Origin of the sequence: Pseudomonas sp. Root401 (assembly GCF_001425105.1) — a bacterium.
In the GTDB taxonomy this organism is placed as follows: Bacteria; Pseudomonadota; Gammaproteobacteria; order Pseudomonadales; family Pseudomonadaceae; genus Aquipseudomonas; species Aquipseudomonas brassicacearum.
This window is the reverse complement of record NZ_LMDO01000064.1, coordinates 1-24,899: the sequence shown is the minus strand read 5'-3', so window position 1 is coordinate 24,899 and position 24,899 is coordinate 1. Positions and strand designations below refer to the sequence as shown.

The 24,899-nt window shown below is 63.0% G+C and carries 29 protein-coding genes; 16 read left to right on the top strand and 13 right to left on the bottom strand.

Going from position 1 to position 24,899, the window contains the following annotated elements; translation table 11 throughout:
* Nucleotides 1–31: 31 nt before the first annotated feature.
* The 9 genes from nirJ to ASC85_RS27445 all read right to left on the bottom strand — a co-directional run bounded on the left by nirJ (nt 32) and on the right by ASC85_RS27445 (nt 7,053).
* Nucleotides 32–1,210: a heme d1 biosynthesis radical SAM protein NirJ gene (nirJ, locus tag ASC85_RS27485; protein WP_057452145.1), complete on the bottom strand. Its 1,179-nt coding sequence runs from the start codon at nt 1,208–1,210 to the stop codon at nt 32–34.
* Between the two features lie 114 nt (nt 1,211–1,324).
* Entirely contained in the window at nt 1,325–1,894 is a 570-nt protein-coding gene (gene ahbB / locus ASC85_RS27480; RefSeq protein WP_082534523.1) for a siroheme decarboxylase subunit beta, read from the bottom strand.
* Nucleotides 1,869–2,312 (bottom strand): Lrp/AsnC family transcriptional regulator, encoded by a 444-nt coding sequence (locus ASC85_RS27475; protein WP_057452144.1) that lies wholly within the window; start codon nt 2,310–2,312, stop codon nt 1,869–1,871. The genes ahbB (ASC85_RS27480) and ASC85_RS27475 overlap by 26 nt, the downstream gene beginning before the upstream one ends.
* Nucleotides 2,305–2,817: a siroheme decarboxylase subunit beta gene (ahbB, locus tag ASC85_RS27470; RefSeq protein ID WP_057452143.1), complete on the bottom strand. Its 513-nt coding sequence runs from the start codon at nt 2,815–2,817 to the stop codon at nt 2,305–2,307. Before ahbB (ASC85_RS27470) ends, ASC85_RS27475 begins: the two co-directional genes overlap by 8 nt.
* A complete protein-coding gene (locus tag ASC85_RS27465) occupies nt 2,814–3,272 on the bottom strand; it encodes an Lrp/AsnC family transcriptional regulator (protein WP_046065825.1) in 459 nt (152 codons plus the stop codon). The genes ahbB (ASC85_RS27470) and ASC85_RS27465 overlap by 4 nt, the downstream gene beginning before the upstream one ends.
* Nucleotides 3,273–3,274: 2 nt before the next feature.
* Nucleotides 3,275–4,453 carry a cytochrome D1 domain-containing protein gene (locus ASC85_RS27460; RefSeq protein WP_057452142.1) on the bottom strand — a complete coding sequence of 393 codons (1,179 nt, stop codon included), beginning with the start codon at nt 4,451–4,453 and terminating at the stop codon, nt 3,275–3,277.
* Nucleotides 4,450–4,779 (bottom strand): c-type cytochrome, encoded by a 330-nt coding sequence (locus tag ASC85_RS27455; RefSeq protein ID WP_057452141.1) that lies wholly within the window; start codon nt 4,777–4,779, stop codon nt 4,450–4,452. The genes ASC85_RS27460 and ASC85_RS27455 overlap by 4 nt, the downstream gene beginning before the upstream one ends.
* Before the next feature lie 261 nt (nt 4,780–5,040).
* Entirely contained in the window at nt 5,041–5,349 is a 309-nt protein-coding gene (locus ASC85_RS27450; protein WP_014339157.1) for a c-type cytochrome, read from the bottom strand.
* Nucleotides 5,350–5,373: 24 nt separating this feature from the next.
* Nucleotides 5,374–7,053, bottom strand: coding sequence for a cytochrome D1 domain-containing protein (locus ASC85_RS27445; RefSeq protein ID WP_057452140.1), 1,680 nt, complete (start codon nt 7,051–7,053; stop codon nt 5,374–5,376).
* A gap of 267 nt (nt 7,054–7,320) precedes the next feature.
* Here ASC85_RS27445 and ASC85_RS27440 point away from each other — a divergent pair, with 267 nt between their 5' ends.
* The 6 genes from ASC85_RS27440 to ASC85_RS27415 all read left to right on the top strand — a co-directional run bounded on the left by ASC85_RS27440 (nt 7,321) and on the right by ASC85_RS27415 (nt 13,018).
* Nucleotides 7,321–8,055, top strand: coding sequence for a CbbQ/NirQ/NorQ/GpvN family protein (locus ASC85_RS27440; protein WP_371856181.1), 735 nt, complete (start codon nt 7,321–7,323; stop codon nt 8,053–8,055).
* Nucleotides 8,039–8,623, top strand: a complete 585-nt coding sequence (locus ASC85_RS27435) for a cytochrome c oxidase subunit 3 family protein (protein WP_057452139.1) — start codon at nt 8,039–8,041, stop codon at nt 8,621–8,623. Before ASC85_RS27440 ends, ASC85_RS27435 begins: the two co-directional genes overlap by 17 nt.
* 12 nt (nt 8,624–8,635) lie before the next feature.
* Nucleotides 8,636–8,893 (top strand): cytochrome C oxidase subunit IV family protein, encoded by a 258-nt coding sequence (locus ASC85_RS27430; protein ID WP_057452138.1) that lies wholly within the window; start codon nt 8,636–8,638, stop codon nt 8,891–8,893.
* A 236-nt stretch (nt 8,894–9,129) separates the two neighbouring features.
* Nucleotides 9,130–9,570, top strand: a complete 441-nt coding sequence (locus ASC85_RS27425) for a c-type cytochrome (protein WP_003202495.1) — start codon at nt 9,130–9,132, stop codon at nt 9,568–9,570.
* Nucleotides 9,571–9,573: 3 nt separating this feature from the next.
* Complete coding sequence (locus tag ASC85_RS27420; protein WP_057452137.1) at nt 9,574–11,001, top strand: cbb3-type cytochrome c oxidase subunit I; 1,428 nt, start codon at nt 9,574–9,576, stop codon at nt 10,999–11,001.
* 178 nt (nt 11,002–11,179) lie between these two features.
* Entirely contained in the window at nt 11,180–13,018 is a 1,839-nt protein-coding gene (locus tag ASC85_RS27415) for a nitric oxide reductase activation protein NorD (RefSeq protein WP_057452136.1), read from the top strand.
* A 4-nt stretch (nt 13,019–13,022) separates the two neighbouring features.
* On the opposite strand, the gene ASC85_RS27410 is transcribed toward ASC85_RS27415, so the two are convergent.
* Nucleotides 13,023–13,223, bottom strand: coding sequence for a hypothetical protein (locus tag ASC85_RS27410; RefSeq protein WP_057452135.1), 201 nt, complete (start codon nt 13,221–13,223; stop codon nt 13,023–13,025).
* Complete coding sequence (locus ASC85_RS27405; RefSeq protein WP_057452134.1) at nt 13,220–13,903, bottom strand: Crp/Fnr family transcriptional regulator; 684 nt, start codon at nt 13,901–13,903, stop codon at nt 13,220–13,222. The genes ASC85_RS27410 and ASC85_RS27405 overlap by 4 nt, the downstream gene beginning before the upstream one ends.
* Nucleotides 13,904–14,457: 554 nt before the next feature.
* Here ASC85_RS27405 and ASC85_RS27395 point away from each other — a divergent pair.
* On the top strand, nt 14,458–15,648 hold the full coding sequence (locus ASC85_RS27395) for an NnrS family protein (RefSeq protein WP_057452132.1): 1,191 nt from the start codon (nt 14,458–14,460) through the stop codon (nt 15,646–15,648).
* Nucleotides 15,649–15,673: 25 nt separating this feature from the next.
* Nucleotides 15,674–16,111 carry a hypothetical protein gene (locus ASC85_RS27390; RefSeq protein ID WP_057452131.1) on the top strand — a complete coding sequence of 146 codons (438 nt, stop codon included), beginning with the start codon at nt 15,674–15,676 and terminating at the stop codon, nt 16,109–16,111.
* Nucleotides 16,112–16,276: 165 nt separating this feature from the next.
* Here the strand turns inward: ASC85_RS27390 and ytfE are convergent, their stop codons facing one another.
* Entirely contained in the window at nt 16,277–16,951 is a 675-nt protein-coding gene (gene ytfE / locus ASC85_RS27385) for an iron-sulfur cluster repair protein YtfE (protein WP_003202481.1), read from the bottom strand.
* A 161-nt stretch (nt 16,952–17,112) separates the two neighbouring features.
* Between ytfE and norR the strand changes: the two genes are divergently transcribed.
* The 8 genes from norR (at nt 17,113) to ASC85_RS27345 (ending at nt 24,332) form a co-directional block, all read left to right on the top strand.
* Entirely contained in the window at nt 17,113–18,645 is a 1,533-nt protein-coding gene (gene norR, locus ASC85_RS27380) for a nitric oxide reductase transcriptional regulator NorR (protein ID WP_057452130.1), read from the top strand.
* A 209-nt stretch (nt 18,646–18,854) separates the two neighbouring features.
* The gene (gene pdxH, locus ASC85_RS27375; RefSeq protein ID WP_057452129.1) at nt 18,855–19,502 is read left to right on the top strand and encodes a pyridoxamine 5'-phosphate oxidase; all 648 of its coding nucleotides are present in this window, start codon (nt 18,855–18,857) and stop codon (nt 19,500–19,502) included.
* Between the two features lie 236 nt (nt 19,503–19,738).
* Complete coding sequence (gene moaB, locus ASC85_RS27370; protein ID WP_057452128.1) at nt 19,739–20,293, top strand: molybdenum cofactor biosynthesis protein B; 555 nt, start codon at nt 19,739–19,741, stop codon at nt 20,291–20,293.
* Nucleotides 20,290–21,525, top strand: coding sequence for a molybdopterin molybdotransferase MoeA (locus ASC85_RS27365; RefSeq protein WP_057452127.1), 1,236 nt, complete (start codon nt 20,290–20,292; stop codon nt 21,523–21,525). The genes moaB and ASC85_RS27365 overlap by 4 nt, the downstream gene beginning before the upstream one ends.
* Nucleotides 21,526–21,605: 80 nt before the next feature.
* The gene (gene ubiU / locus ASC85_RS27360; RefSeq protein WP_057452126.1) at nt 21,606–22,601 is read left to right on the top strand and encodes a ubiquinone anaerobic biosynthesis protein UbiU; all 996 of its coding nucleotides are present in this window, start codon (nt 21,606–21,608) and stop codon (nt 22,599–22,601) included.
* Nucleotides 22,602–22,612: 11 nt separating this feature from the next.
* A complete protein-coding gene (locus ASC85_RS27355) occupies nt 22,613–23,503 on the top strand; it encodes a U32 family peptidase (RefSeq protein ID WP_003202470.1) in 891 nt (296 codons plus the stop codon).
* A complete protein-coding gene (ubiT, locus tag ASC85_RS27350) occupies nt 23,497–23,967 on the top strand; it encodes a ubiquinone anaerobic biosynthesis accessory factor UbiT (protein ID WP_057452125.1) in 471 nt (156 codons plus the stop codon). Before ASC85_RS27355 ends, ubiT begins: the two co-directional genes overlap by 7 nt.
* Entirely contained in the window at nt 23,967–24,332 is a 366-nt protein-coding gene (locus ASC85_RS27345; RefSeq protein WP_057452124.1) for a putative zinc-binding protein, read from the top strand. The genes ubiT and ASC85_RS27345 overlap by 1 nt, the downstream gene beginning before the upstream one ends.
* Before the next feature lie 214 nt (nt 24,333–24,546).
* Here the strand turns inward: ASC85_RS27345 and ASC85_RS31850 are convergent.
* A partial coding sequence (locus tag ASC85_RS31850; RefSeq protein WP_156395724.1) for an integrase core domain-containing protein occupies nt 24,547–24,899 on the bottom strand: 353 nt, incomplete at its 5' end.

Genomic DNA, 24,899 nt, shown 5'->3' with positions numbered 1-24,899 from the left:
TTGGTTCGGTATCAGGTTCGCCGTCGGTTGATCAGGCGCAGGGCATCGCAACGCTGGGGATCGCGTGCAAGCCGATTTCTTCGTCGCTGAGGTGGCAGCCGGGGTCCTGGCCCCACAGGTCGCCGTCGGCCCAGGCGCGGGTGCGGGTATTGCCGTTGCAGATCGCCAGCCAGCGGCACTGTCCGCAGCGGCCGCCCACGGCCCGTGGGTGTTCGCGCAGTTTCAGCAGCAGGGTATCGGGGCGATCGAGCCAGAGTGTCTTGAATGGCGTCTGGCGGACATTGCCCACCGAGTGCTGCCACCAGTACGTGTCGGGGTGGACCTCGCCGGTATTGTCGATGTTGGCGATGCCGCTGCCCGAGGCATTGCCGCCCCAGGCCCGCAGCATCTGCTCCAGTGCGGCGTAGTGTTGGGGCAGGCGCCGGGCGACCCATTGCAGCAGCAGGATCGCGTCGGCGTCGTTGTTGCCGCTGACGAAGTCACTGTCGCGGCCTTGTTCGATGTCGCGCCAGGCTCGTTCGAAGATCAAGGTCATGGCCTCGCGGCTCATCTGCTGATGGGCATCGAGCTTGCGACTGCGCTTGCCCCGGCCACTGTAGTTGAGGTGCGACAGGTAGAATTTCTGTACGTCGTACTCATTCATCAAGTCCAGCAAACGTGGCAACTGGGCATGGTTCTGCTGGGTGAGGGTGGTGCGCAACCCGACCCGGATACCTTGTTCGCGGCAGAGCCGGATGGCCGCCATGGAGCTGGCGAAACTGCCCTTGAGCTGACGGAATTCATCGTGGGTCGCTTCCAGGCCGTCGATGCTGATGCCGACGTAATCGAAGTTTGCCGCCGCAATCTGTTCGATATTGGACGCGTCGATCAGCGTGCCGTTGGTGGACAAGGCGAGGAAAAAACCTTTGTCGCGGGCATAGGCGCTGAGTTGGAACAGGTCCTCGCGCAACAACGGTTCGCCGCCGGACAGGATCAACACGCGCACGCCGGCATCGTGCAGGTCGTCGATGACCTGAAGCGCCGCCGGAGTGTCCAGTTCATCGCGAAACACGCTGTCGGCCGACGTTGCATAGCAGTGCTTGCAGGTCAGGTTGCAGCGCCTGAGCAGGTTCCAGATCACCACTGGCGGACGGCTGCTGCCCGGTGGCGCGACACGTGGGGCGGGGCAATGCCCGGCCAGGGCTCGCAGGTAATGGCTGATCCTCAACATAAGGCGCTCCTTCGATTTCGATCGATGTCCGAGTTCAGCGCGGCTTATCCCCGCGTTGTGGGAGCAAGCCTTGGTGGGAGCAAGGCTTGCCCGCGATGAAGCCGATGCGGTCCTTCATAAAACCGACGCATCTGTTTCGCGAGCAAGCTTTGCTCCCACAGGTGACAGGCGCAGGCCGGTTTTTTTCAGGATGCGGCTGCTCACCAGCATGTCGTCGGCGGCGCAGGCGTCCCCCAGCAGGTAGCGCAGGTGCTCGCGGTAGCTGTCGATTTCTTCGCGGCTGCGGCCATGGACCATGGCGAACAGGTTGTAGCGCCAGCCGGGCCGGCGCGGGCGCCTGTAGCAGTGGCTGACGAAGGGCTGCGCCCCCAGCAGGGCGCCGAGACGGGAGATGTCGGCATCGGCCACGTCCCAGACCGTCATGCCGTTGTGGCGATAGCCCAGGCGATAGTGATTGGGCACGGCGGCAATGCGGCGGATCGCGCCTTCGTCCTGCAGGCGCTTGAGCAGGTCGAGGGTGGATTCCACGCTCAGTTCCAGTTGCTCGGCCAGCCAGGCCCAGGGGTCTTCAAGCAAGGGCAGGCCAGCCTGGGTCAGTTCCACCAGGCGCAGCGCCAAGGGTGTTTCATCCAGCCGTGGCGGCACATGCCACAAAGACTCAGACGGGGAAATACAGGCCGACATGGTAGGTCTCCTCTTTGGGCAGGTTCAGCGGCACCAGGCCGGTCAGGTGTTCGATGCGCAGCAGGGTGTCGTTGATCGCCTGTTCGCTGGGGCAGGCGAGCACGAACCACATGTTCCAGCTGTGCTCGCGGCGGTAGTTGTGGGCGACCTCGGGCATGTCCGCGAGCAGCTCGGCGATGGCCTCGAAGCGCGGCTCGGGCACCGCCAGCGCCGCCAGGGTGAATGCACCGCCCAGGCGATCGATGTCGAACATCGGGCCGAAGCGGGTGAGTACACCGTCGTTGAGCAGCTCATGCAGGCGGTCGAGCAATTCGCTACTGCTGCTGTCCAGCTCTTGGGCCAGGGCCTGCCAAGGGTGGCGCACCAGCGGCAGGCCCAGTTGCAGGCGATTGATCAGGTGCCGGTCCAGGTCATCCATCGATACGGGCTCCGGCCGGGGCGGCGAAACGTCCGCCGCATTGCTTGAACAGGTGCGTGCTGAACAGCAACTGGTGGGGCAGGTCGTCCAGCAGATGTTCTTCAAGCAGCGCCTGGACCTGGGCCTCGACACGGTCACGCTGGCGCCCGTGGATCATGCAGAACAGGTTGTATTGCCACTGGGGCAGGCGCCTGGGGCGTTGGTAGCAAAGGCTGATGCCCGGGGTTTGCCCGAGGCGACGCCCGACTTCATCGACCAAGGCGTCCGGCACGTCCAGCACCAGCATCGCGTTGGCGGCAAACCCCAAGGCGCGATGGTTGACCACCAGGCCGACACGGCGGAACAACCCCTGTTCATGCCAATGCTGCACTTGCTCGAGCACCTGCGGCTCACTGGCCTCGATCTGCTCGGCCAGGGCCTGGAAGGGGCGCGGTGTCAGGGGCAGGCCGGTTTCCAGCAAGCGGCGCAGTGCCAGTGACTGTTGTTCGCTCAGGGCGTTTTTCATGGGGTGGCCTCCAGGGCAAAGCCCAGGTCAATGCGGTAGGCGGTCAGCATGGGCAGGTCCAGTGGCGTGAGACCGGTGTCGTTCTCCAGTTCCTGGAGGATGTTTTCCAGGTGGGCGCGGTTGGGGCCGGTCAGCACGAACCAGAGGTTGTAGCGATGTTCGCGGGCATAGTTGTGATTGACTTCCGGGTATTGGCTGATGCGTGCGGCCACCTGGTGCAAGCGCTCTTCGGGCACGGCCAGGGCGGCCAGGGTACTGGCCCCGGCCCGGGTGTGTTCGAACACCGGGCCGACCCGCGACAAGGTCCCGGCCACTTGCAGGTGCTGCAGGCAGTCGATGACCTGGGCTTCGCTGCAGCCCAAGGTCTCGGCCATGGCCCGATAGGGCTCGGCGCACAATGGCAGGCCATGCTGGAATTGATCGATCAGGCGCCGGGCCAGTGAGCTTGAAGTCATGGTCAGTACCCCGGCTTGTGCGCGCGACTGCTGAAGAAAATGCCGCTCGGGCTGAGGGCCGGCAGGCTGTTCAGGCGTTCGAGGCGATAAGGATCCCAGACCTGCACCTGACCACCATCCCGGGCGGACAGCCACAACTGGTCACCCCGCGCGGTGAACTCCATGTGCAGCACCGCCGGGCCTGGCCGCAGGTCGGCGACGATGGCGTGGGTCTGGGTGTCGATGACCTGGACGCGGTCGTTGTCCGGGTAGGCAAAGTTGACCCACAACTGCCGACCGTCCGGACGCGCCGTGACGAACACCGGTTGGCCGGCCACGGCGATGGCGTCGGTCTGCTGCCAATCCTGGGCGTTCATCACCAACACCTGGTGATGCCCGACGGCAGGCACGAAGGCTTGCTGGTCGGCCAGGGCCCAGCCTTCCAGATGCGGCATCTTGTACACCGGGAGCCGCGCCTGGCCGCGGCCATAATGGCCCAGTACCCGTTTCACCCCGCGCTCCGGGTGCCAGAGATCGAGTTGGGCCATGCCGTCTTCACCGAACAACCCGGCCATGTAATAACGCCCGTCCGGGGTGATCAGCGCATCGTAGGGTTGCTGGCCGATGGCGGTGAAACGCTCGATGCGCGGGGTGACGCCTTGGCTGAAGTCGGCGGTCCAGATCTCGCCGGTGTCGAACAGGCTGAACACGAAGCGTTGCCCTGGCGCATCCACCAAACCGACCACCCGTGAGCGCTTTTGGCCGCCGGCCAACGGCGTGGCGGGAATGTCGGCGACCTGTTCCAGGGTCTGGGCATCGAATACCTTGACGCCGCCAGGCTCGTAGTTGGAGACGGCGATCAGCTTGCCGTCCTGGCTGATTGCACCGCCGATGCTGTTGCCACCCTGGATGATCCGGCGCTCGATGCGCGCGCTCAGCAGGTCGACTTTGCTCAGGCCACCGTCGCGGCCGAACACGTAGGCGTAGCGTTGGTCGCGGGAGAACACCACCGAGGCGTGGGACAAGTCGCCCAGGCCTTCGACGCGCCCCAGGGCGGTGCGGGTGTCGCTTTCAATGATTTGCAGGCTGCCGCTGGCGCGCTCCACCACCACGCCCAAATCGCCGGTGCCGCGCAACGGTGTCTGGGCGCAACCGCAGAGCAGCAGGGCGATGGCGGTGGAGGAGAGCAAAGAACGGATCATGAGGCGGGTTTTCCTTGAAGGAGCCGGTCCACCAGCCAGCGAATGTCGTCGGGTGCGAGCAGTGGTGCCCAACCGGGCATGGCGCTGCCGGGCCGTCCGAGGGTGACGGTGGCGATGAGGCTGTCGCGGGATTTTCCGGCCAGGGCTTCGTGGGTCAGGGGCGGGCCGAGGCCGCCGGTCATGTACAGGCCGTGGCAGGCGCCACAATCCTGCTCCAGCAGGTGTTGCAGTTGGGCCTGGCGCTGGCTGTCGGGAGCGGCCAGCACGCAGGAGGAGAAAACGAAGAGGAGGGTGGTTATCAAGGTTGCAGAGCTGTGTCGTTCCATGACGTCCTCCTGAATGAAAGGCTTTGTGGCGGTTGGACCTGTAGAAGCTATGTAGCTATGTAGCTATGTAGCTATGTAGCTATGTAGCTATGTAGCTATGTCGGAGCTGTGTAGGAGCTGTGTAGGAGCTGTCGAGTGCAACGAGGCTGCGATCTTGTCCCAGACAGTTGAGTCTCAAGCGAAAGATCAAGATCAAGATCAAAAGATCGCAGGCTTCGCCAGCTCCTACAGAGCCCAGCGGGAGCAAGCTCCCTTGGGTGGTTATTTAAGGGTCAAGACCCAAGCAGCCAGGATCTTGGCTTCCTCTTCCGTCACGGGGTTGGCCGGCATCGGCATGGGTCCCCAGTTGCCTTGCGTACCTTCCTTGATGTGCTTGGCGAGTAAATCCTGTGCTCCGGCGACGCCGGCGTTTTTCGCCGCGACCTCCTTGAGTGCCGGGCCAACCACCTTGGTGTCGATGGAGTGGCAGGCCGCGCAGGGCTTGCTCTTGAATAGCGTCGGGCCGTCTTGTGCCAACGCCGGCAGGCTGTAGGCGGCAGTCAAGGCCAAGGCAATCAGAATAGGCTTCATGGTTTTTCCTCTTATTGATGGGGCTCAATAGATGTCGTGTTGGGTGTTGTAGACGTTGAATTTCCCGGTCGGAGTGATCAGGCGTTTGTCCTTGATCACGTTCTTGACCTTGAGGGTCTTGTCGTCGATCACCACCAGCGCCGACTCATCTTCCTGGCCACTCCAGACCGAGAACCAGACCTCGTCGCCGGCCTTGTTGTATTCCGGTTGCACCACACGCAGCGCGCCTTTCTTGATGCCGGCGTACTCGGCTATCGGCAGCACGGTGTAGCCGGCGTCGAGCTTGTCGATGTTGAACACCGCTACCGACTGGCTGAGCTTGGCGTCGGGGCTGAGGGTGGTGTCGACATACAGGTGGCGAGACGCGGGGTGAGTCTTGATGAACAGCGAGCCGCCACCCTGGCCCTGGAGCGAGCCGACCTGTTTCCAGGCGTATTGCGGGTGCTTGACCGGGTCGGTGCCGATCAGCGAAACCCCGGCATCGCCCAAGTGGCTGGTGGCCCAGACCGGTCCGTAGAGGGGGTGATTGAAGTTGGCGCCGCGTCCCGGGTGCGGGGTCTTGCCAACGTCCACCAGGGCAGTGAGCTTGCGTTCCTTGGAGTCGATCACCGCGACTTTGTTGGAGTTGTTGGCGGCCGTCATGAAGTACCGATGGCTGCTGTCCCAACCGCCGTCATGCAGGAACGGCGCGGCGTCGATGCTGGTGATGGTGAGGTTCTTGATGTCCTGGTAGTTGACCAGCATCACCTTGCCGGTTTCCTTGACGTTGACGATGAACTCCGGCCATTCGTGGGAGGCGATGATGGCTGCGACGCGAGGCTCGGGATGGTATTGCTGGGTGTCGACGGTCATGCCGCGCGTCGAGACGATCTGCTTGGGCTCCAGGGTCTCGCCGTCCATGATGGTGAACTGCGGCGGCCAGTAGGAACCGGCGATGGTGTACTTGTCTTCGTAGCCCTTGAACTTGGAGGTTTCCACCGAGCGGGCCTCGATACCCACCTTGATTTCCGCGACCTTGGTCGGCTCTTTCGGCCACAGGTCGATCATGTCGATCTTGGCGTCCCGGCCGATTACCAGCAGGTAGCGACCCGACGCCGAGATGCGCGAGATGTGCACTGCATAACCGGTGTCGATCAACTTGACGATCTTCTTGCTGTCGCCGTCGATCAGGGCAATCTTGCCGTCGTCGCGCAGGGTCACCGAGAACAGGTTCTGCAGGTTGAGGGTGCTGAGTTGCCTGGTCGGCCGGTCTTCGGGTTTGACCAGCACTTTCCAGGTCTTGCGGGTTTCCGCCATGCCCCATTCCGGTGGGGTCGGTGGGGTGTGCTGGATGAACTTGGCCATCACCGTGATCTGGTCTTTGGTCAGGGCATTGGAGGTGCCCCAGTTCGGCATGCCGGCGGCCGAGCCGTAGGTGATCAGCGCCTCCAGATAGGCCTGGCCGCGCGATTGGGTGATGTCGGGTGTCAGCGGCTTGCCAGTGGCGCCTTTGCGAAGCACACCGTGGCAACCGGCGCAGCGCTGGAAGTAGATTTCCTTGGCCGTGTCGAAGTCGGCCTGGCTCAGGTCGGGCGCGCCTTCGGTCTTGACCACGCGGGGTTGTTCCGGCGCAGCGGTTTGGTCGGCGAAGGCGTGGGGGGCGGCCAGCGCTGTACACAGCGCCGTGACCCGCAGGGCCCACGATTTTTTGTGGCTGATCAGCATTCCATTTCTCCTCAGGCGTGACCCGCGCTGCGCTGTAATTGATGTTCGGCGCGCAGGTTCTTGGTGCGGTGCAAGGCTATGCCCGAGGCGGTGGTTAGCCGCTTGACGGCGATCAAGTTTGCCGGCCGCAGCCCTTGCCAGGTTGTCGCAGGGCACCGTAGCGTGGCCTGCAATCGTGTTGTCTGATCAGGCCTTGCCATGAACGCTATCCACACTTTGCAGCACCCCGACGAACCCTTTTATCAACCCCAGGACAACGAGCAGGCGATGTTCGAACAGGCCTGGCATCACGGCATGCCGGTGCTGATCAAAGGCCCGACCGGCTGCGGCAAGACCCGTTTCGTCCAGCACATGGCCCACCGCCTGAAACTGCCGCTGTACACCGTCGCCTGCCACGATGACTTGAGCGCGGCCGACCTGGTGGGCCGTCACCTGATCGGCGCCCAGGGCACCTGGTGGCAGGATGGGCCCTTGACCCGGGCGGTGCGCGAGGGCGGCATCTGTTATCTGGATGAGGTGGTCGAAGCGCGCCAGGACACGGCCGTGGTGTTGCACCCGCTGGCCGATGACCGTCGGCAGTTGTACCTGGAACGCACCGGCGAAGTGCTGCAGGCGCCGCCGTCCTTCATGCTGGTGGTGTCGTACAACCCCGGTTACCAGAACCTGCTCAAGGGCATGAAGCCCAGCACGCGCCAGCGTTTCGTGGCGATGCGCTTTGGCTATCCGGCGGTGGCCGATGAAGAACGCATCGTCGCTCGCGAGGCGGGGGTTGATCTGGCCCTGGCGGCCCAAGTGGTGCGATTGGGGCAGGCGCTGCGCCGGCTCGATCAGCATGACCTGGAGGAAGTCGCCTCGACGCGCCTGCTGATTTTCGCGGCGCGCATGATCGGCTCCGGCATGGACCCGCGCCAAGCCTGCCTGGCGTGCCTGGCCGAGCCATTGAGTGACGACCCGCAGACCGTCGCGGCGTTGATGGATGTGGTCGATGTCCACTTTGGCTGAATCCATTGCCGTGCCCCGGCGGTTGCCCGGGGACCTGGCGATGTGGTTTTTCATCCTCGCCGAGCTGTCGGTGTTCGCGCTGTTGATCCTGACGTTCACCGTCGCCCAGGCGTTGTACCCGCAGACTTTCAGCGAAGGCCGGCAATTGCTGGACCGCTCCACGGGCCTGGCGATGACCCTCAGCCTGCTCACCGCTGGCCTGTTCGCCGCCCTGGCCCAGGAGCAAGTCAGGCAGGACCGGCCGCGTCGAGGCGCGCTGTTGTTGTGTGTGGCGTTGTTGCTCGCCTGCGGCTATGTGGGGATCAAGCTCACCGAGTACGCCCATCTGTTGGCGAACGGCTTGGGCATGGAGCACAACACGTTCTTCACCTTGTACTGGATCCTCACCGCGTTTCATTTTCTCCATGTGTTGCTGGGCATGGTGATCCTCGCCTGGCTGGCCGAGGGGTGTCGGCGACGTCGTTATGGGGCGCAGCGCAACAGTGGGTTGGAATCCGGCGTGCTGTATTGGCACATGGTCGATCTGGTCTGGGTGCTGCTGTTCCCGGTTGTTTACATCCTTGATTGAGCGGAGGTGCTCATGTCGGCTTCACGAGTCTTGATCGCTTGCTGGATGACGTTGGCCGTGTTGAGCACCGGCACCGTTGCCCTGGGCCAGATCGCGGCTACCGGACTGGTGTCCATCGCCATCCTGGTGGTCGCGGTGACCAAGGCCTGGCTGATCGCCGACGGCTTCATGGAGTTGCGCCATGCGCCGCGGTTGTGGCGCCGGTTGGTGTTGAGCTGGGCGGCGCTGCTGGCGACGGTGATCGGGCTCGTCATCTCGTTCGCGATCTGACCCTCTGATCGTTCCCACGCTCTGCGTGGGAATGCATCCCGTGACGCTCTGCGTCATCTTCCTGAAGCGGAACGCGGAGCGTCCCTGGCGGCGTTCCCACGCAGGAGCGTGGGAACGATCGAAACTCATCTGCCCGGAACAACCCACCAAAACCATCGGAGATTCTTGATCGCCATCAAGCGGTTTCCGACCCCTCGCTTCCTAGAATGAACACGCCAAGCAATGAGGAAGTGACCATGTCAGATACCTTCACCAAAGGCATGGCCAGGAATATTTATTTCGGGGGAAGCATCTTCTTCTTCCTGATATTCCTGGCCCTGACCTACCACACGGAACAGACCTTTCCAGAACGCAGCAACCAGGCGCAATTGACGGAATCGGTGATACGCGGCAAAGGCGTCTGGGAGCGCAACAACTGCATCGGCTGCCATACCCTGCTGGGCGAGGGCGCGTACTTTGCGCCGGAGCTGGGCAACGTGGTCAACCGTCGCGGCGGCGATGAAGCCTTCAAGCCGTTCCTGCAGGCCTGGATGAAAATGCAGCCGCTGAACGTTCCGGGTCGTCGGGCCATGCCGCAGTTCAACCTGAGCGAGCAGGAGGTCGACGACATCGCCGAGTTCCTCAAGTGGAGCTCGAAAATCAATACCAATGGCTGGCCGCCAAACAAGGAGGGCTGAGAGATGAGCATGGCTAATCCGCATCTGAAATTCGCCTCGCAGGCCGTCGCCAAACCCTACTTCGTGTTCGCCCTGATGCTGTTCCTGGGGCAGGTGCTGTTCGGTTTGATCATGGGCCTGCAATACGTGGTCGGCGACTTCCTGTTCCCGCTGATCCCCTTCAACGTGGCCCGCATGGTCCACACCAACCTGCTGATCGTCTGGCTGCTGTTCGGCTTCATGGGCGCGGCGTATTACCTGATACCGGAGGAGGCCGACCGCGAACTGCACAGCCCGAAACTGGCGCTCGTGCTGTTCTGGGTGTTCGCCGCCGCAGGTGTGGCGACGATCCTGGGCTACCTCTCGGTGCCTTATGCGACGCTGGCGAAATTCACCGGCAACGACTTGCTGCCGACCATGGGCCGCGAGTTCCTCGAGCAGCCGACCATCACCAAGATGGGCATCGTGGTGGTGTGCCTGGGGTTCCTCTACAACATCGGCATGACCCTGCTCAAAGGTCGCAAGACCACGGTCAGCATGGTGATGATGACCGGGCTGATCGGCCTGGCGGTGTTCTTCCTGTTCTCCTTCTACAACCCGGAAAACCTCGCGCGCGACAAGTACTACTGGTGGTGGGTGGTGCATCTTTGGGTGGAAGGCGTCTGGGAACTGATCATGGGTTCGATGCTCGCCTTCGTCCTGATCAAGATCACCGGTGTGGACCGTGAAGTGGTCGAGAAGTGGCTCTACGTGATTATCGCCATGGCGTTGATCACCGGGATCATCGGCACCGGCCACCACTTCTTCTGGATCGGCGCGCCTGAGGTCTGGTTGTGGGTAGGCTCGATCTTCTCGGCGATGGAGCCGCTACCGTTCCTGGCCATGGTGGTCTTCGCCTTCAGCATGGTGAAAAACCGTCGCCGGCAACACCCGAACCGCGCCGCCACGTTGTGGGCCAAGGGCACCACGGTTACCGCGTTCTTCGGTGCGGGCGTCTGGGGTTTCCTGCACACCCTGGCACCGGTCAACTACTACACCCACGGTTCGCAACTGACCGCGGCCCACGGTCACCTGGCCTTCTACGGTGCCTACGCAATGATCGTGATGACGCTGATCAGCTACGCCATGCCACGCTTGCGGGGCTTGGGTGAAGCAGCGGACGAACGCTCGCAGCGCCTGGAGATCTGGGGCTTCTGGTTGATGACCTTGTCGATGGTGATGATCACCTTGTTCCTCACCGCGGCCGGTGTCGTCCAGGTCTGGTTGCAGCGCTGGATGACGGATGGCAGTGCCTTGCCATTCATGGCCACGATGGATCATTTGAAGCCGCTGTTCTGGGCACGACTGGTCAGCGGCGTCGGGTTCCTGGCCGGGTTGCTCTGCTACCTGTTCAGCTTCCGTCAACGTGGCCGTGCGGCCCTGCGCGCACCGGCGGCGGTGGTGCCTTCGTAAATCATCGCCACTACTGAGCCGGACTCATTTGTGATGAGAGGATTTATGTGGGAGCAAGGCTTGCCCGCGATGGGGGCGATGCGGTCTTTCAGAGATCAAGGCGCCTGTTTCGCGAGCAAGCTTTGCTCCCACGTGAATCCCCTCGCCACAATGTGTTTGGCTTAAGAGGAGAACAACCATGGCATTCACCCTGGAGCTGGAAGAATGGGTCGGCAGTGTCTGGCATCGTTTCATCACCCGTCGGGCCAGTGTCGATTTTCCTGAGGCCCGGGTCGAGTTGGTCCCCCGGCAACGCTCGTTGCAGGTGCTGTTTCGCGCCACCGGCGGTGCGCCTCACCTGGGGGTGGAAGCGGTCAGTGATCGCGACCTGCTGCTGCGTCGCAATCTGTTGCAGCAGATCGCCGGCACCTGCAAGCAAGTGCCCCTGGCCTGTTGCGATGGCGATAACCTGCGGCTGCCGGCGAGCCTGGCGGCGTTCCCTGATGTCGGGCTTAACGAAGAGTTGTATCGCTGGCTCGCGTTGCTGGCCGCGCAGTCGGGGCCGATGAAACACTGGGGCCGGGACAATCAGCGTTGGACCCTGGCGGTGTTGAAGCGCTACCCGGCGCTGCGCCCGCGCTACCGGCGGCTGGTGGATGCGCACCTGTCCTTGCGTCCCGATCCGGCCACGCTCAACCCGGCCGAAGCTGCGTTGGAGCGGGCGTTGTGCCAAGCCTTGCGCGAACCGGGCAGTGTCGAACATTTTCCACGCAGCGAGCGGGCGGCCTGGCCGTTGCCGCTGTGGCTATACCCACCCCAACACCTGGCCAATCCCCAGGCCGCCAACCTTGAGGAGTCCGAGCAATACCTGGCGACGCCGCCCGGTGAGCAGCAGGGCGGGCGCAAGCGCGCCGAGCGAATCGACGACACCACCCGTGACGGTGGGCTGCTGATCGTGCGCCTGGAAAACCTGTTCAGCTGGACCGAACACGTGGACCTGGATCGCTGGGCGGATGACAGCGAAGACCCGGACGCTGCCCGCGTCGCCGAAGACCTGGACCAATTGACCCTGTCGCGCACCCGCTTGCGCAAGGGTGGTGGTTTGAAACTGCACCTGGACCTGCCGCCGGCCGATGTGGATGACATCCCGTTGGGCGCAGGCATCCTGTTGCCGGAATGGGATTACCGCAAGCAACGATTGCAGGACGACTTCGTCAGCCTGCAAACCTTCACCCCTCGCGATTGCCCGCCTCAGCCGTTGCCCGCACGCCTGCGGAGCTCGGCCCAGCGCCTGCGTCGCCAGTTCGAACACTTGCGTAACGACCGTCAATGGTTGCGCCAGCAAACCCAAGGCTCGGAACTGGACCTGCAAGCCTGGCTGGATTTTCATGTCGAGCGCCAGCACGGGCAGTGCAGCGAACGCGGACTGTTCATGGACCAACGCCAGACGCGCCGCGACCTGGCTTGCCTGCTGCTGGCCGACCTGTCGATGTCCACCGATGCCCACCTCAACGACGAGCACCGGGTGATCGACGTGATCCGTGACAGCCTGTTGCTGTTCGGCGAAACCCTGTCGGTGCTGGGGGATGATTTCGCCTTGTATGGGTTCTCTTCCTTGCGCCGCCAGCAGGTGCGCATGCATGAGCTCAAGGCCTTCAACCAGCGCTACGACGATCACACCCGCGGACGCATCCAGGGCCTCAAACCCGGTTACTACACGCGCATGGGCGCGGCGATCCGCCAGGCCACGCAACGGTTGGCGGGCTGCAAGCGGCGGCGCAAATTGTTGTTGCTGCTCAGTGACGGCAAGCCCAATGACCTGGATCTTTACGAAGGACGCTACGGTGTGGAAGACACCCGCCAGGCAGTGCTGGAAGCCCGGCGCCAAGGGCTGACGCCGTTCTGCATTACCATCGATCGCGAAGCGGGGGATTATCTGCCGTACATGTTCGGGGCCAATGGCTACACCTTGATTCGGCAGCCCGAGCAACTGCCGCTGCGTTTACCGCAGTTGTACCGGCAATTGACTCAGGATTGAGGGTTCAGACGATGCTGCGGGGCAGCCAGAAGAACATGACGATGCAGAAGATCGTCAAGCCGACACAGAACCAGGTGAAGCGCCGCAGCCTGCGCTCGCCGGCCAGCGCAGCCTCGGCCGGCAGGGGCATGCCGCACTGGCGGCATTCGGTTGCATCAACGGGTTGGGTCTGTTGGCAATACAGGCAAGTGGGCTGCGCGCTCATTCGAATTGCTCCAGGCGCAGGCGATCGAGAATGGCGATCTGGCGACCGTCCTGGGTGATGATTTTTTCATCGATCAGGCGCCGGATGATCCGCGAAAAGGTTTCCGGCTGGATCGACAAGTGCCCGGCGATCAGTTGCTTGGCCATCGGCAATTCGAACTGGCTGTCCACGGTTTGCAGGCGCACCAGTTGCGTCAAGAGGTAGCGCACCACGCGGTGAGTGGCGTTCTTCAGCGACAGGGTTTCAATCTCGTTGACCCGTTGGTGCAGGCGCACGCAGAGCTTGCCGAGCAGGGCGAAGGTCAGCCGGCTGTTGCTTTGCAGCAGACGCATGTAGGTGGCGTTTGACAGCCGGTACACCTGGGTCGGGCCGACGGCTTCGGCGGACGCGACGTAGTTGGGGGTGTCCATCAGCATCATGGCTTCGGCGAAGGTCTGGCGCTCGCCGATCACCTCGAAGACTTTTTCCTGGCCGTCCGGGGTCAGCCGATAGATTTTCACCGCGCCGGAAATCACGAAGTAAAACGCCTGCGCCGGTTCTCCCTGGCGGAACAGCGGATCGCCCTTGTCGATGTTCAGCAGTTGGCTGTTGCTCATCAATTCGTTGAGCTCTTCTTCGTTCAAGGGCTGGAACAGGTGATGGCTGCGCAGAATCTGGTGATGGACGCGGTGGAGCACCATGGCATGGAATCCTTGTAAAGGCGAAAGAGGTGATCGGGGTCAGACCAGGCTCAGGGACAGGCCGCTAGCAAGCGCCACGACGCAGGAGAGCAAGACGAACCAGGTAAGCGGCAGAACGACGGATTTCATGGAGGACCCCGACAAGAAAGGTGATGCCGTGCCTGAGCAAGAGACGGGCCATGCCTGGGGGCGTTGATTCCTGGGGTGTTGAAGATGAGGTGGGTAAAAATGACCCTGGTCTGACAGGGTTAAAACAACCATGAAAGGGTAACTAATACCCCATTCAGCTACAGTCTCTATGGGGGCGAGCCGTTGTGGGAGCAAAGCTTGCTCGCGATGAACGATAACGCGGGCCAGCTGTAGACCGCGGCGTCTTCATCGCGAGCAAGCTTTGCTCCCACAACGGCAAGCCCCTTGCAAGTACCTGTTCGAGACGGGAGGTTGCCGATGAACTGGCTTGATCTGAGACAAGGCCAGTCAGCGTCGATAGCCGATCATTCGAACCCTGATTTGTCGTACCTCGCTGGCGGTTCAGCGAGGCAAAGGAGTGGTGTATGCAAGTGCTTGACCGTCGCAAGGCCATGGCCATTTTGCCGTTTTGGCGCCTGGCGTTCCGGCCGTTCTTTTTGGCCGGGTGTGTATTGGCGCTGTTGGTCGTTCCCCTTTGGCTTGCGGCGTTCACCGGGCGCTTGTCGGCCTGGCAGCCGGCCGGCGGCTGGTTGGCCTGGCACCGGCATGAACTGTTGTTTGGTTTCGGTTTGGCGATCATCGCCGGGTTCCTGCTGACGGCGGTGCAAACCTGGACCGGAATCCCGGGCCTGAGCGGCAAGCGCCTGGCAACCCTGGCGTCGTTGTGGCTGGGCGCGCGACTGGCCTGGCTGGTGGATGCGCCCTGGCCGTTACTGACGCTGCTGGAGCTGGGTTTTGCCCTGGCGGTGGCTGCGTTGATGGGCGTGATGTTGTGGCGTGTGCGGCAGAAGCGCAATTACCCGATTGTGCTGGTATTGCTGCTGTTGGCCGCCGCCGATGGGTTATCCGTATACGGCCTGGTGCAGCACAACGAGGGCTTGCAGCGCCAGAGCGTGCTCACCGGCCTGTGGCTGGTGGCGGCGATGATGGGGTTGATCGGCGGGCGTGTGATTCCATTCTTTACCCAGCGCGGCCTCGGTCGGGTCGAAGGCGTTGCCCCTTGGCCGTGGCTTGATCGCCTGTTGCTGGCAGGGTCGGCGCTGGTGGCGTTGTTGTATGCCTTCGGTCCGGCGCTGGTGGCCAGCGTCTGGGTCGGCCTGTTGTTCACCGCGTTGGCGGTGGGCCACGGGATTCGACTGGTGCGTTGGCATGATCGGGATTTGTGGCGAGTGCCGCTGCTGTGGTCGTTGCACCTGGCCTACGCCTGGCTGGCGGTGGCCTGCCTGGGCATGGCGCTGTGGCACTTCGGCGTGCCGGTGAACCCGAGCCTGGCGGTGCACGGCCTGACCATCGGTGCCATGGCCGGATTGATCCTGGCGATGGTTGCCCGTGTCAGCCTGGGTCATACCGGACGCGCTCTCGAACCGCCGGCGGGCATGACCCTGGCGTTCATCCTGTTGAACCTGGCGTGCCTGAGTCGCGTGCTGCTGGTGCTGCTGTTGCCGTTGGCCGGGCTGTGGCTGGCGGCGCTGTGCTGGACACTGGCGTTCGGTCTATACGCCTGGCGCTATGGGCCGATGCTGCTCAAGGCCCGGGTGGATGGGCATCCGGGATGAGCCGGTTGGGCAGAGGGCATCGATAATGTACGGGGTCTTGCTAATTACCCACCTGTTGGCGGCCATCGCCTTCATTGGCACGCTGTTTTTCGAGGTCTTCATCTGGCATAGCGCCCGCCGGCCGCTGGCGCAAGGCACCCGGGACGCTGCCGACCAGGCCATCGCCCAGCGCTCGCGGCACGTGCTGCATGGCTTCGTGCTGGTGCTGTACGGCGCCGGCATGGCCCTGGCCTGGCAGCATCGCGGCGCATTGAGCCAGCCGTTGAGCAACAGCTTTGGCCTGCTGCTGAGCCTGAAGATCCTGCTGGCGCTGAGCATCATAGGTCATTATTTGTGGCTGGCGTACTGGCTCAAGAGCGGTCGCCTGACGCCCAGCCGCGCCTGCTGGTTGCGCCGCAGTATCCTGGGGCACATGGTGCTGATCGTGGTGTTGGCCAAGGCGATGTTCTATTGGCAGTTTTGAGCAGCAGATGAGGGCAGCAAATGAGAGCAGCAAATGCCTGTGGGAGCACAGCTTGCTCGCGATGGCTGTGAATCAGTCAACATTGATATTGACTGACACTACGCCATCGCGAGCAAGCTTTGCTCCCACAGGAGTAACACAGAAGTAATGGGCAATGTTTGAGAGTTAGTGAGCAGGCTTCATCGCATTGACGAACAACACATTGTTTTCCAGGTGGATGTGCTGCATCAGGTCATCACGAAACTCCACCAGCCCGCGATACAGGGCGCGCCAAGTGTTGCAGGCGTCGGCGGGCGGGGTGATCTGGTCGGTCAGGGCGAGCATGGTTTCCAGGGCTTCACCGTGCTGGTCGTGTTCGTAGCGCAGTACCTGGATTGGCGCCGAGGCGCGTTCGCCCAGGCCTTGTTGCAGCATCGGGAACAGCACCTGTTCTTCCTTGAGCATGTGGCCTTCGAGTTCCTGGTACATGTCCTGCAGGTGATCGGCCAGGCCGTTCGGGCAACTGGGTCGCGCACCGTGGACCTGCTCGACGCGCCGGGCCAGGCGGATCAGTTCCGGCAGTTGTTCGCGATGGCGTGCGTGGTAGCGCTCCAGGATGTGGGCAATCAAGGTCGCCTGGGGCTCGTCGCGCCAGTCATGGCCCAGCTCCCCGGCGGCTTGCAGGGTGCGCAGGGCGTCGGCGATCAGCAGCGGGTTCAGGCCTTTGCCCAGCGCCGCTTCACGCAAGGACTTTTGCCCGCCGCAGCAGAAGTCGAGGTTGTAATGATGGAAGGTACGGGTTGCACCGGGAATGTCGCAGGCCAGTTGGCCGAGGCTTTGTTCCAGCAGATCGAGGCTCATCATGTTTCCTTGGGTTGAATCCCGGCAGGGACAGATGAACGCTGTCGTTGCAGCCGACGTGCCAGATTCAACTGATTGAAAACAAAGTATTAAATTTTTGCCAGGGTGATTGTCACCCTGATTGTGAAGGGTCAAACGAACCCTGGAGGGTCATCACTACCATGCTGCGTGAAAGCCTGGCCGCCGACCTGATCGTCGAGCTGCCCAATGCGGTGCGATTGCAGCGCCTGGTGCAGACCCTGCGCGAATACTTCAACAGTGGCGCCGTGGGGCTGCTGCGCCTGGACGATGACAGTCTCAGGCCCGTGGCCACCGTAGGCCTGGTCCACGAGGCACTGGGACGGCGCTTCGTGATTGCCCAGCACCCGCGCCTGGCGGCGATCATGGCGTCGCGCGAGCCCACCTGGTTCGAGCCGGACAGCCGTTTGCCGGATCCTTATGACGGCTTGCTCGACAATCACGTTGGTGAGCCGCTGCCGGTGCATGACTGCATGGGCGTGAGCCTGTACGTGGAAGGACGGCTCTGGGGGGCGATCACCCTGGATGCGTTGCACGCCGGCACTTTCGACAGCCGCGCTCGCGAGGAACTCAAACGCTGTACTTTGCAGATCGAGGCGGCGGTGCGGGTCACTCGCCTTGAGCAGGAAAACCGTAGCCTGCGAGCATCGCGCAGCGACCAGACCGACCTGCGGTTACCCGCCGAAGAGGGCGAGATCCTCGGGCGCAGCGAGGGCTTGCAGCAATTGCTCAACGAGCTGGATGTGCTGGCCGACTCCGAACTGCCAGTGCTGTTGCTGGGCGAAACCGGTGTCGGCAAGGAGTTGTTCGCCCGGCGCTTGCATCGCCTGTCCCGGCGCAGCCACAAGCCGTTGGTCCAGGTCAACTGCGCGGCGTTGCCCGAGTCCCTGGCCGAAAGCGAGTTGTTCGGTCACGTCAAAGGCGCGTTTTCCGGGGCGACCGCCGACCGCGCCGGGCGCTTCGATGCGGCCAATGGCGGCACGCTGTTTCTCGATGAGGTCGGCGAGTTGCCGTTGAGCGTGCAGGCCAAGTTGCTGCGCACCCTGCAGAACGGCGAGATCCAGCGCCTGGGGGCGGACAAGCCACTGCATGTCGATGTGCGGATCATCGCCGCCACCAACCGGCACCTGCCCGACAGCATTCGCGACGGGCTGTTTCGCGCCGACCTGTATCACCGGCTCTCGGTCTATCCGGTGCCAATCCCACCGCTGCGCGAGCGCGGCCACGATGTGTTGATGCTGGCCGGGCACTTTCTCGAACTGAACCGCACGCGCCTGGGCTTGCGTGGGTTGCGCCTGTCACCGGCGGCCGAACAGGCGCTGCTGGCGTACAGTTGGCCGGGCAATGTGCGGGAGCTGGAGCACGTGATCAGCCGCGCGGCGTTGAAGCAACTGAGCCGCGGCGCCAGTCGCAGCCTGATCATGACCCTGGAACCGCAGGTGCTGGACCTTGACGTCAACGCCAGCGCGGCTTCGGCGCAGTCGATGGCGGAACAACCGCTGGAAGCGCTCGAGACGCCGTTGCAACCCTTGAGTGAGACCGTCGATAGCTGCCAGCGACAGGCGATCCTCAAGGCCCTGGAACGCTGCGGGCAGAACTGGGCGGGGGCGGCGCGGTTGTTGGAGGTTGACCCGAGCAATCTGCATAAGCTGGCGCGGCGGTTGGGGCTTAAGTGAATCTTTGGCCACCTGTTCCTGTAGGAGCTGCCGAAGGCTGCGATCTTTTGATTTTTTGATCTTTCGCTTGAGACCAAAGTGGCCCGGAAAAGATCGCAGCCTCGCTGCGCTCGACAGCTCCTACAGGGGAGACCACATTTGATGGGGGTCAAGGTGGACCCGCATGGCCAGGCGCAGACTGGCCCAAACCCACAGTGGAGATCACCCTCATGCCCCTTTCCCTGGCCAAAATGCGCCGCCAGTACACCCTCGATGGTCTGGATGAAACCCAGGCACCCGACGCCCCCATGGCTTTGTTCAGGCTCTGGATGCAACAGGCCCGCGACACCGAAAGCCCACCCGTGGAAGCCAACAGCATGGCCCTGGCGACGGTGGACGAGCAGGGTCGGCCGCATTGCCGGATCCTGTTGCTCAAGGGCTTCAGCGATGAGGGCTTTTCTTTTTTCGGCAACTACGACAGCGCAAAGGGCCAGAACCTGGCGGCCAACCCCTGGGCGGCCATGACGTTTTTCTGGCCGGGGCTGGAGCGGCAAGTGCGCATCGAAGGGCCGGTCGACAAACTCGATCCGGCGTTGTCGGATGCCTATTTCGAATCCCGTTCCGTCGCCAGTCGCCTGGGTGCCTGTGCCTCGCCACAAAGCCGACCACTGGAGGACAGGGCTGCGCTCGAGTCCTTGCTGGCGCAAACCGAAAAACGCTTTGCCGATCAACCCGTGCGGCGCCCCGACCATTGGGGAGGCTATTGCCTGCGGCCCGAACGGATGGAGTTCTGGCAAGGCCGCGCCGACCGTTTGCATGATCGCCTCGACTACCGCCTGGAGGATGGCGTCTGGCAGCGCAGCCGCCTGGCACCCTGAATGGATGCCTTGTAGGAGCTGCCGAGCGTAGCGATCTTTTGATCTTTTGATCTTTTGATCTTTCGCTTGAGACTCAAGTGGCCCGGGAAAGATCGCAGCCTCGCTTCGCTCGTCAGCTCCTACGGGGACAGGATCGTTCTTGCATGGGGTGCCAAGGGAGGTACCTCCAAGGAGGAATAGGCCCGGCAACGATTGCGGTTCAGGCTGGGCCATCTTTTCTGACAGGACGGCTGATCATGGCCCATCTGACGCAACGCCTCTTTCAACCGCTGAACATCGCGGTACTCACCATCAGCGATACCCGAACCTTCGAAACCGACACCTCGGGTCAAACCCTGGCGGACCTGCTGCAAACGGCCGGACACGTGCTCATCGACCGTGGGCTGGTGAAGGACGATATCTACCAGATCCGCGCCCAGGTCTCCCAATGGATCGCCGACCCCAAGGTGCAGGTAGTGTTGATGACCGGTGGCACCGGGTTCACCCCGCGCGACAACACCCCCCAAGCGGTAGCGCCGTTGTTGGACAAACACGTCGACGGTTTCGGCGAGTTGTTCCGCCAGGTGTCGCTGGCGGAGATCGGCATGTCCACCCTGCAATCGCGCGCCTTGGCGGGCATGAGCAATGGGGTGCTGGTGTGCTGCTTGCCGGGTTCGCCGGGGGCGTGCCGGACCGGCTGGGAGCAGATCCTGGCCGGGCAATTGGACAGCCGCACCGGCCCGTGCAATTTCACTCCGCACCTCAAGCCCCAGGACGGCATCGCCCCGACGGCTTGCGAGACACGCTCGTGAGCGGCCGGGTGTGCGACAGCGGCGTGCTGATGCCGGTGGATGAGGCGATCCGTCATCTGCTCGACCAGGCACCGCCGCCACCGCCCATGCAACGGGTTGGCCTGGACCAGGCCCTGGCGCGTGTGCTGGCCACTGACATTATGTGCCCGATGAACCTGCCGGCCTGGGACAACAGCGCGATGGACGGCTATGCCCTGCGGGCCGCTGACCTGCCGGCTGACGGCGGCTACCTGGCGTTGGCCGGGCGGATCGCCGCCGGTGACGAGCCAGGCGAGCCGTTGCAGGCCGGGCAGGTCGTGCGGATTTTTACTGGCGCGCCGCTGCCACCGGGAGCCGACACGGTGGTGCCGCAGGAAAGCTGTCGCGTCGATGGCGAGCGGGTCTGGTTGCCGTCGGTCAATGGCGGCGACCATGTTCGCAAGGAAGGTGAGGAGTTGCGTCGAGGAGACCGGCTGCTTGAAGCCGGCACGCGCTTGCGCGCTCAGGAGTTGGGTTTGCTCGCCGGTGCCGGCGTCGGCCAGGTGGACGTTTATCGCCCCTTGCAAGTGGGCTTGCTCAGCAGCGGCGATGAGCTGCGCGAGCCGGGCGAGCCACTGGCACCAGGACAGATCTACAACAGCAATCGCCATAGCCTCGCCGCACTGTTGCGCGGTTGGGGTGTCGAGGTGCATGACTTCGGGGTCATGCCCGACCAGCTATTGGCCAGTCGACAAGCGTTGCGCCTGGCCGCCGCCGAATGCGATGTGCTGATCACCTCGGGCGGTGTCTCGGTGGGTGAAGAAGACCACCTCAAGCACGCCATCGAAACCTTGGGCAGCATCGACCTCTGGCGCCTCGCCATCCAGCCGGGCAAGCCCCTGGCCTTTGGCGATGTGGAAGGCAAACCTTGGATCGGGCTGCCGGGCAACCCGTCGGCGGCGTTGATTACCGCGCTGATCGTCGTGCGTCCGTTCCTGTTCCGGGCCCAGGGCATGGGCGACGTGTTACCTGTGCCGTTGCAGGTGCCTGCCGGGTTCGACTGGCTCAAGCGCAACCGACGCCGGCAGTACCTGCGGGCCAGGTTGGTCCCGGATGCCAACGGCCACCTGTGTGTGGAACTGCACCCTCAGCAAAGTTCGGCGATGCTGACGGCCGCTTGCTGGGCCGATGGGCTGGCGGTGGTGGAGTGTGAGACGCAACTGCACAAGCACGACAAGGTGCTGTACCTGCCATTCGCCGAGCTGATGCATTGACGGCAATTGATTGCCGTCAATGTCGCCGGCCGAGGGCTGGCTAGACTGGCGGCGCTTGAGTTTTCTCATGAGGATGCCCCATGCAACTGGTTTGCCCGGCAGGGAATCTGCCTGCCCTCAAAGCGGCGGTGCGCCAAGGCGCCGATGCCGTCTATGTCGGCTTTCGCGATGACACCAACGCCCGGCATTTTGCCGGGCTGAACATGGACGACAAGCAGTTCGACGCGGCTGTCGCACACATCCGTCAGCACCAACGCAAGCTGTACGTGGCGGTCAACACTTACCCGCAACCCAAGGGTTGGGAGCGCTGGCAACGGGCAGTGGACCGTGCCGCCGATTTTGGCGTGGATGCCCTGATTGCCGCCGACCCCGGCGTGCTCAGCTACGCCAGCCAGCGCCATCCGAAACTGGCGCTGCACCTGTCGGTACAAGGCTCGGCGACCCACGCCGCGGCCCTGGCTTTTTACGCCGAGCGCTATGACATCCGCCGCGCCGTGCTGCCACGGGTACTGTCCCTGGCCCAGGTGCGCCAGGTGGCGGCGGGAAGTCCGGTGCCGATCGAAGTCTTCGGTTTCGGCAGCCTGTGCATCATGGCTGAAGGCCGTTGCCACTTGTCTTCCTACATCACCGGCGAATCGCCGAACCTGTGCGGCGTCTGCTCGCCCGCCAAGGCGGTGCGCTGGAGCGAGGATGCCCAAGGCCTCAGCGCCCGCCTGAGCGAGGTGCTGATCGACCGCTACACCCCCGAAGAACCGGCCGGTTATCCGACCCTGTGCAAAGGCCGCTTCCTGGTAGGCGGCAAGCGCTTCCATGCGCTGGAAGAACCCACCAGCCTCGACACCCTTGACCTGTTGCCGGAGCTGGCAGCCATCGGCGTCGAAGCGGTGAAGATCGAAGGTCGCCAACGCAGCCCGGCTTACGTTGAACAAGTGACCCGGGTCTGGCGCGCCGCACTGGATGCTCATAAGACCGCGCCGCAACGGTTCCGGGTGCAGGAAGAATGGCGCCAGGTGCTGGCTGGCTTGTCCGAAGGCAGCCAGACCACCCTGGGTGCCTACCATCGATCATGGCAATGAGGGGAGGCCAGATGAAACTCAGCCTGGGACCGGTCCTGTTTTACTGGGACAAAGCGCAACTGGGGAATTTCTATGCCGAGATGTCGGCATTGCCGCTGGACGTGATTTACCTGGGGGAAACCGTGTGTTCGAAACGCCGGGCGTTCTCCCTGGATCAATGGCTGGGGTTGGCGCGCGAGCTGCAAGCGTGCAGCCAGGCACAGATTGTGTTGTCGAGCCTGACGCTGATCGAAGCGGCCTCGGAGCTGTCCTCGCTGCGACGCCTGTGTGACAACGGCCAGTTGTTGGTGGAAGCCAATGACATGGGCGCGGTGCAGTTCATGGCCGAACGCAAGCTGCCTTTCGTTGGCGGCCCGGCGCTGAACCTGTACAACGGCCACGCCCTGGGGCAATTGCTCGACAGCGGCATGATCCGTTGGGTGCCGCCCGTGGAATGTTCGGCGGCACTGATCGGCGATGTGCTGGAGCAGGTGCGGGACATGGACCGTGAGGTGCCCGAGGTGGAGATTTTCGCCTACGGTCATCTGCCCTTGGCGTACTCGGCGCGCTGTTTTACCGCCCGAGCCGAAAATCGCCCCAAGGACGACTGTCAGTTCTGCTGCATCAACTACCCCGACGGCCTGGCGCTGAGCAGTCAGGAAGGCCAACAGCTGTTCACCCTCAACGGCATCCAGACGATGTCCGGCGAGGTGACGAACCTGCTGGCCGACTACAACGCGTTGATGGCCTGCGGCGCCGATGTGCTGCGCCTGAGTCCGCGTGCCCAAGGCATGGCCGAAGTGGTGACGGCCTTCGACAAGGTTCGCCAGGGCGAGGCACCCCCGCTGTTCGTGGACGGTTGCAATGGTTACTGGCACGGCCATGCCGGCATGTTGAAGGTAGAGGAGGCGGGTCTGTGTTGAGTCCGAAGAAATGGGTGCTCAAAGGCGCCGACCGCTTGCTGCCGTTGGTGGGCAAGGTGCCGTTCGTGGTGCAGCGACTGGCGTTGCAGCAGGCGCTCAATCGCTGCCTGGCCGAGCCGTTGCGCGATGGCGGGTTCGATGTGCTGCGTGGGCGATGGTTGTGCCTGCGCGTGCCTGACTTGAAGTTGTGTTGGTACCTGACCTTGACGCGGGACGGTTTGCGCATTGCCGAGCACGCCGAGGCTCAGGTCACCATCAGCGGCAACTGGCGCGAGTTCCTGTTGTTGGCCAGTCGGCAGGAGGATCCTGACACGTTGTTCTTCCGTCGCCGGTTGGTGATTGAGGGGGATACCGAGTTGGGGTTGGCGCTGAAAAATCTGATCGACAGTCTTGATCCGGACGTCCTGCCGCCTTGGCTATGGCGCAATCTGGAAAGGGCAGGCAAGGGGTTGGCGACGGTCTGATGAAAGCCCCGAGTTTATTGCCTCTGGTGTATTCGTGTTCCGGTTGTTCCAACGTGGCGCAACTGGCCAACACCGTCGCCCTGCGGCTGGATCGTGCGGGGCTGGCTGAAATGTCCTGCATTGTCGGGGTGGGTGGGGGTGTGGCGCCGCTGGTTGACAAGGCGCGGTCGGGGCGGCGGATCATTGCGTTGGATGGTTGTCCGTTGCAGTGCGTTCAGGCGTGTTTGCGGCAGCATGATTTGGTCGCGGATGTGCATGTGATTCTGAACCAGCTGGGGTTGCGCAAGCGGTTTGGGGTGGATTGCGCTGAGCCCGAGATGGAGTTGGTATTTTCGCGGGTGGTGGGGTTGATTGATGTGGGTTAGGTTGGGTGAATATCCATTTCTTTGGTAACGGCTACTTAGGGTTCCGCCCTGACGGCGGCTCACTTTTGARAAGCGCAAAAGTAAGCAAAACGCTCTTGCCCCACCCGGCGTTTTTCAAGGTAGTTGTCGCGTCAACCGTTTTGCTATGCCGCTTTTTTCTCGGTCTGCTGTTCACCCGGCGTTTTTCAAGGTAGTTGTCGCGTCAACCGTTTTGCTATGCCGCTTTTTTCTCGGTCTGCTGTTCCCGATCCGGGTTCAGCAGCACCGTTCCTATCGGCTCCCAGTTGCGTGTTTGTCCTGACCACCGTTCAGGTCTTTTCCGACGCTCCCGCTCATACAGCTCATGCCGGAGCGCCAGGATCTGRTGATCTTGCCCACYATGGCGCTCTGATGGGGTGACGAAGCGGATCCGGCTGTGCCTGTGTTCGTTGTTGTACCAAYGCATAAAATCCCTCACCCAAGTCCGTGCAGCGTCCAAGCTGGCAAAGCCTTCTAATGGCCATTGCGGGCAGTATTTCAGTGTTCTAAACAGCGATTCCGAGTACGGATTGTCATTGCTTACGCGCG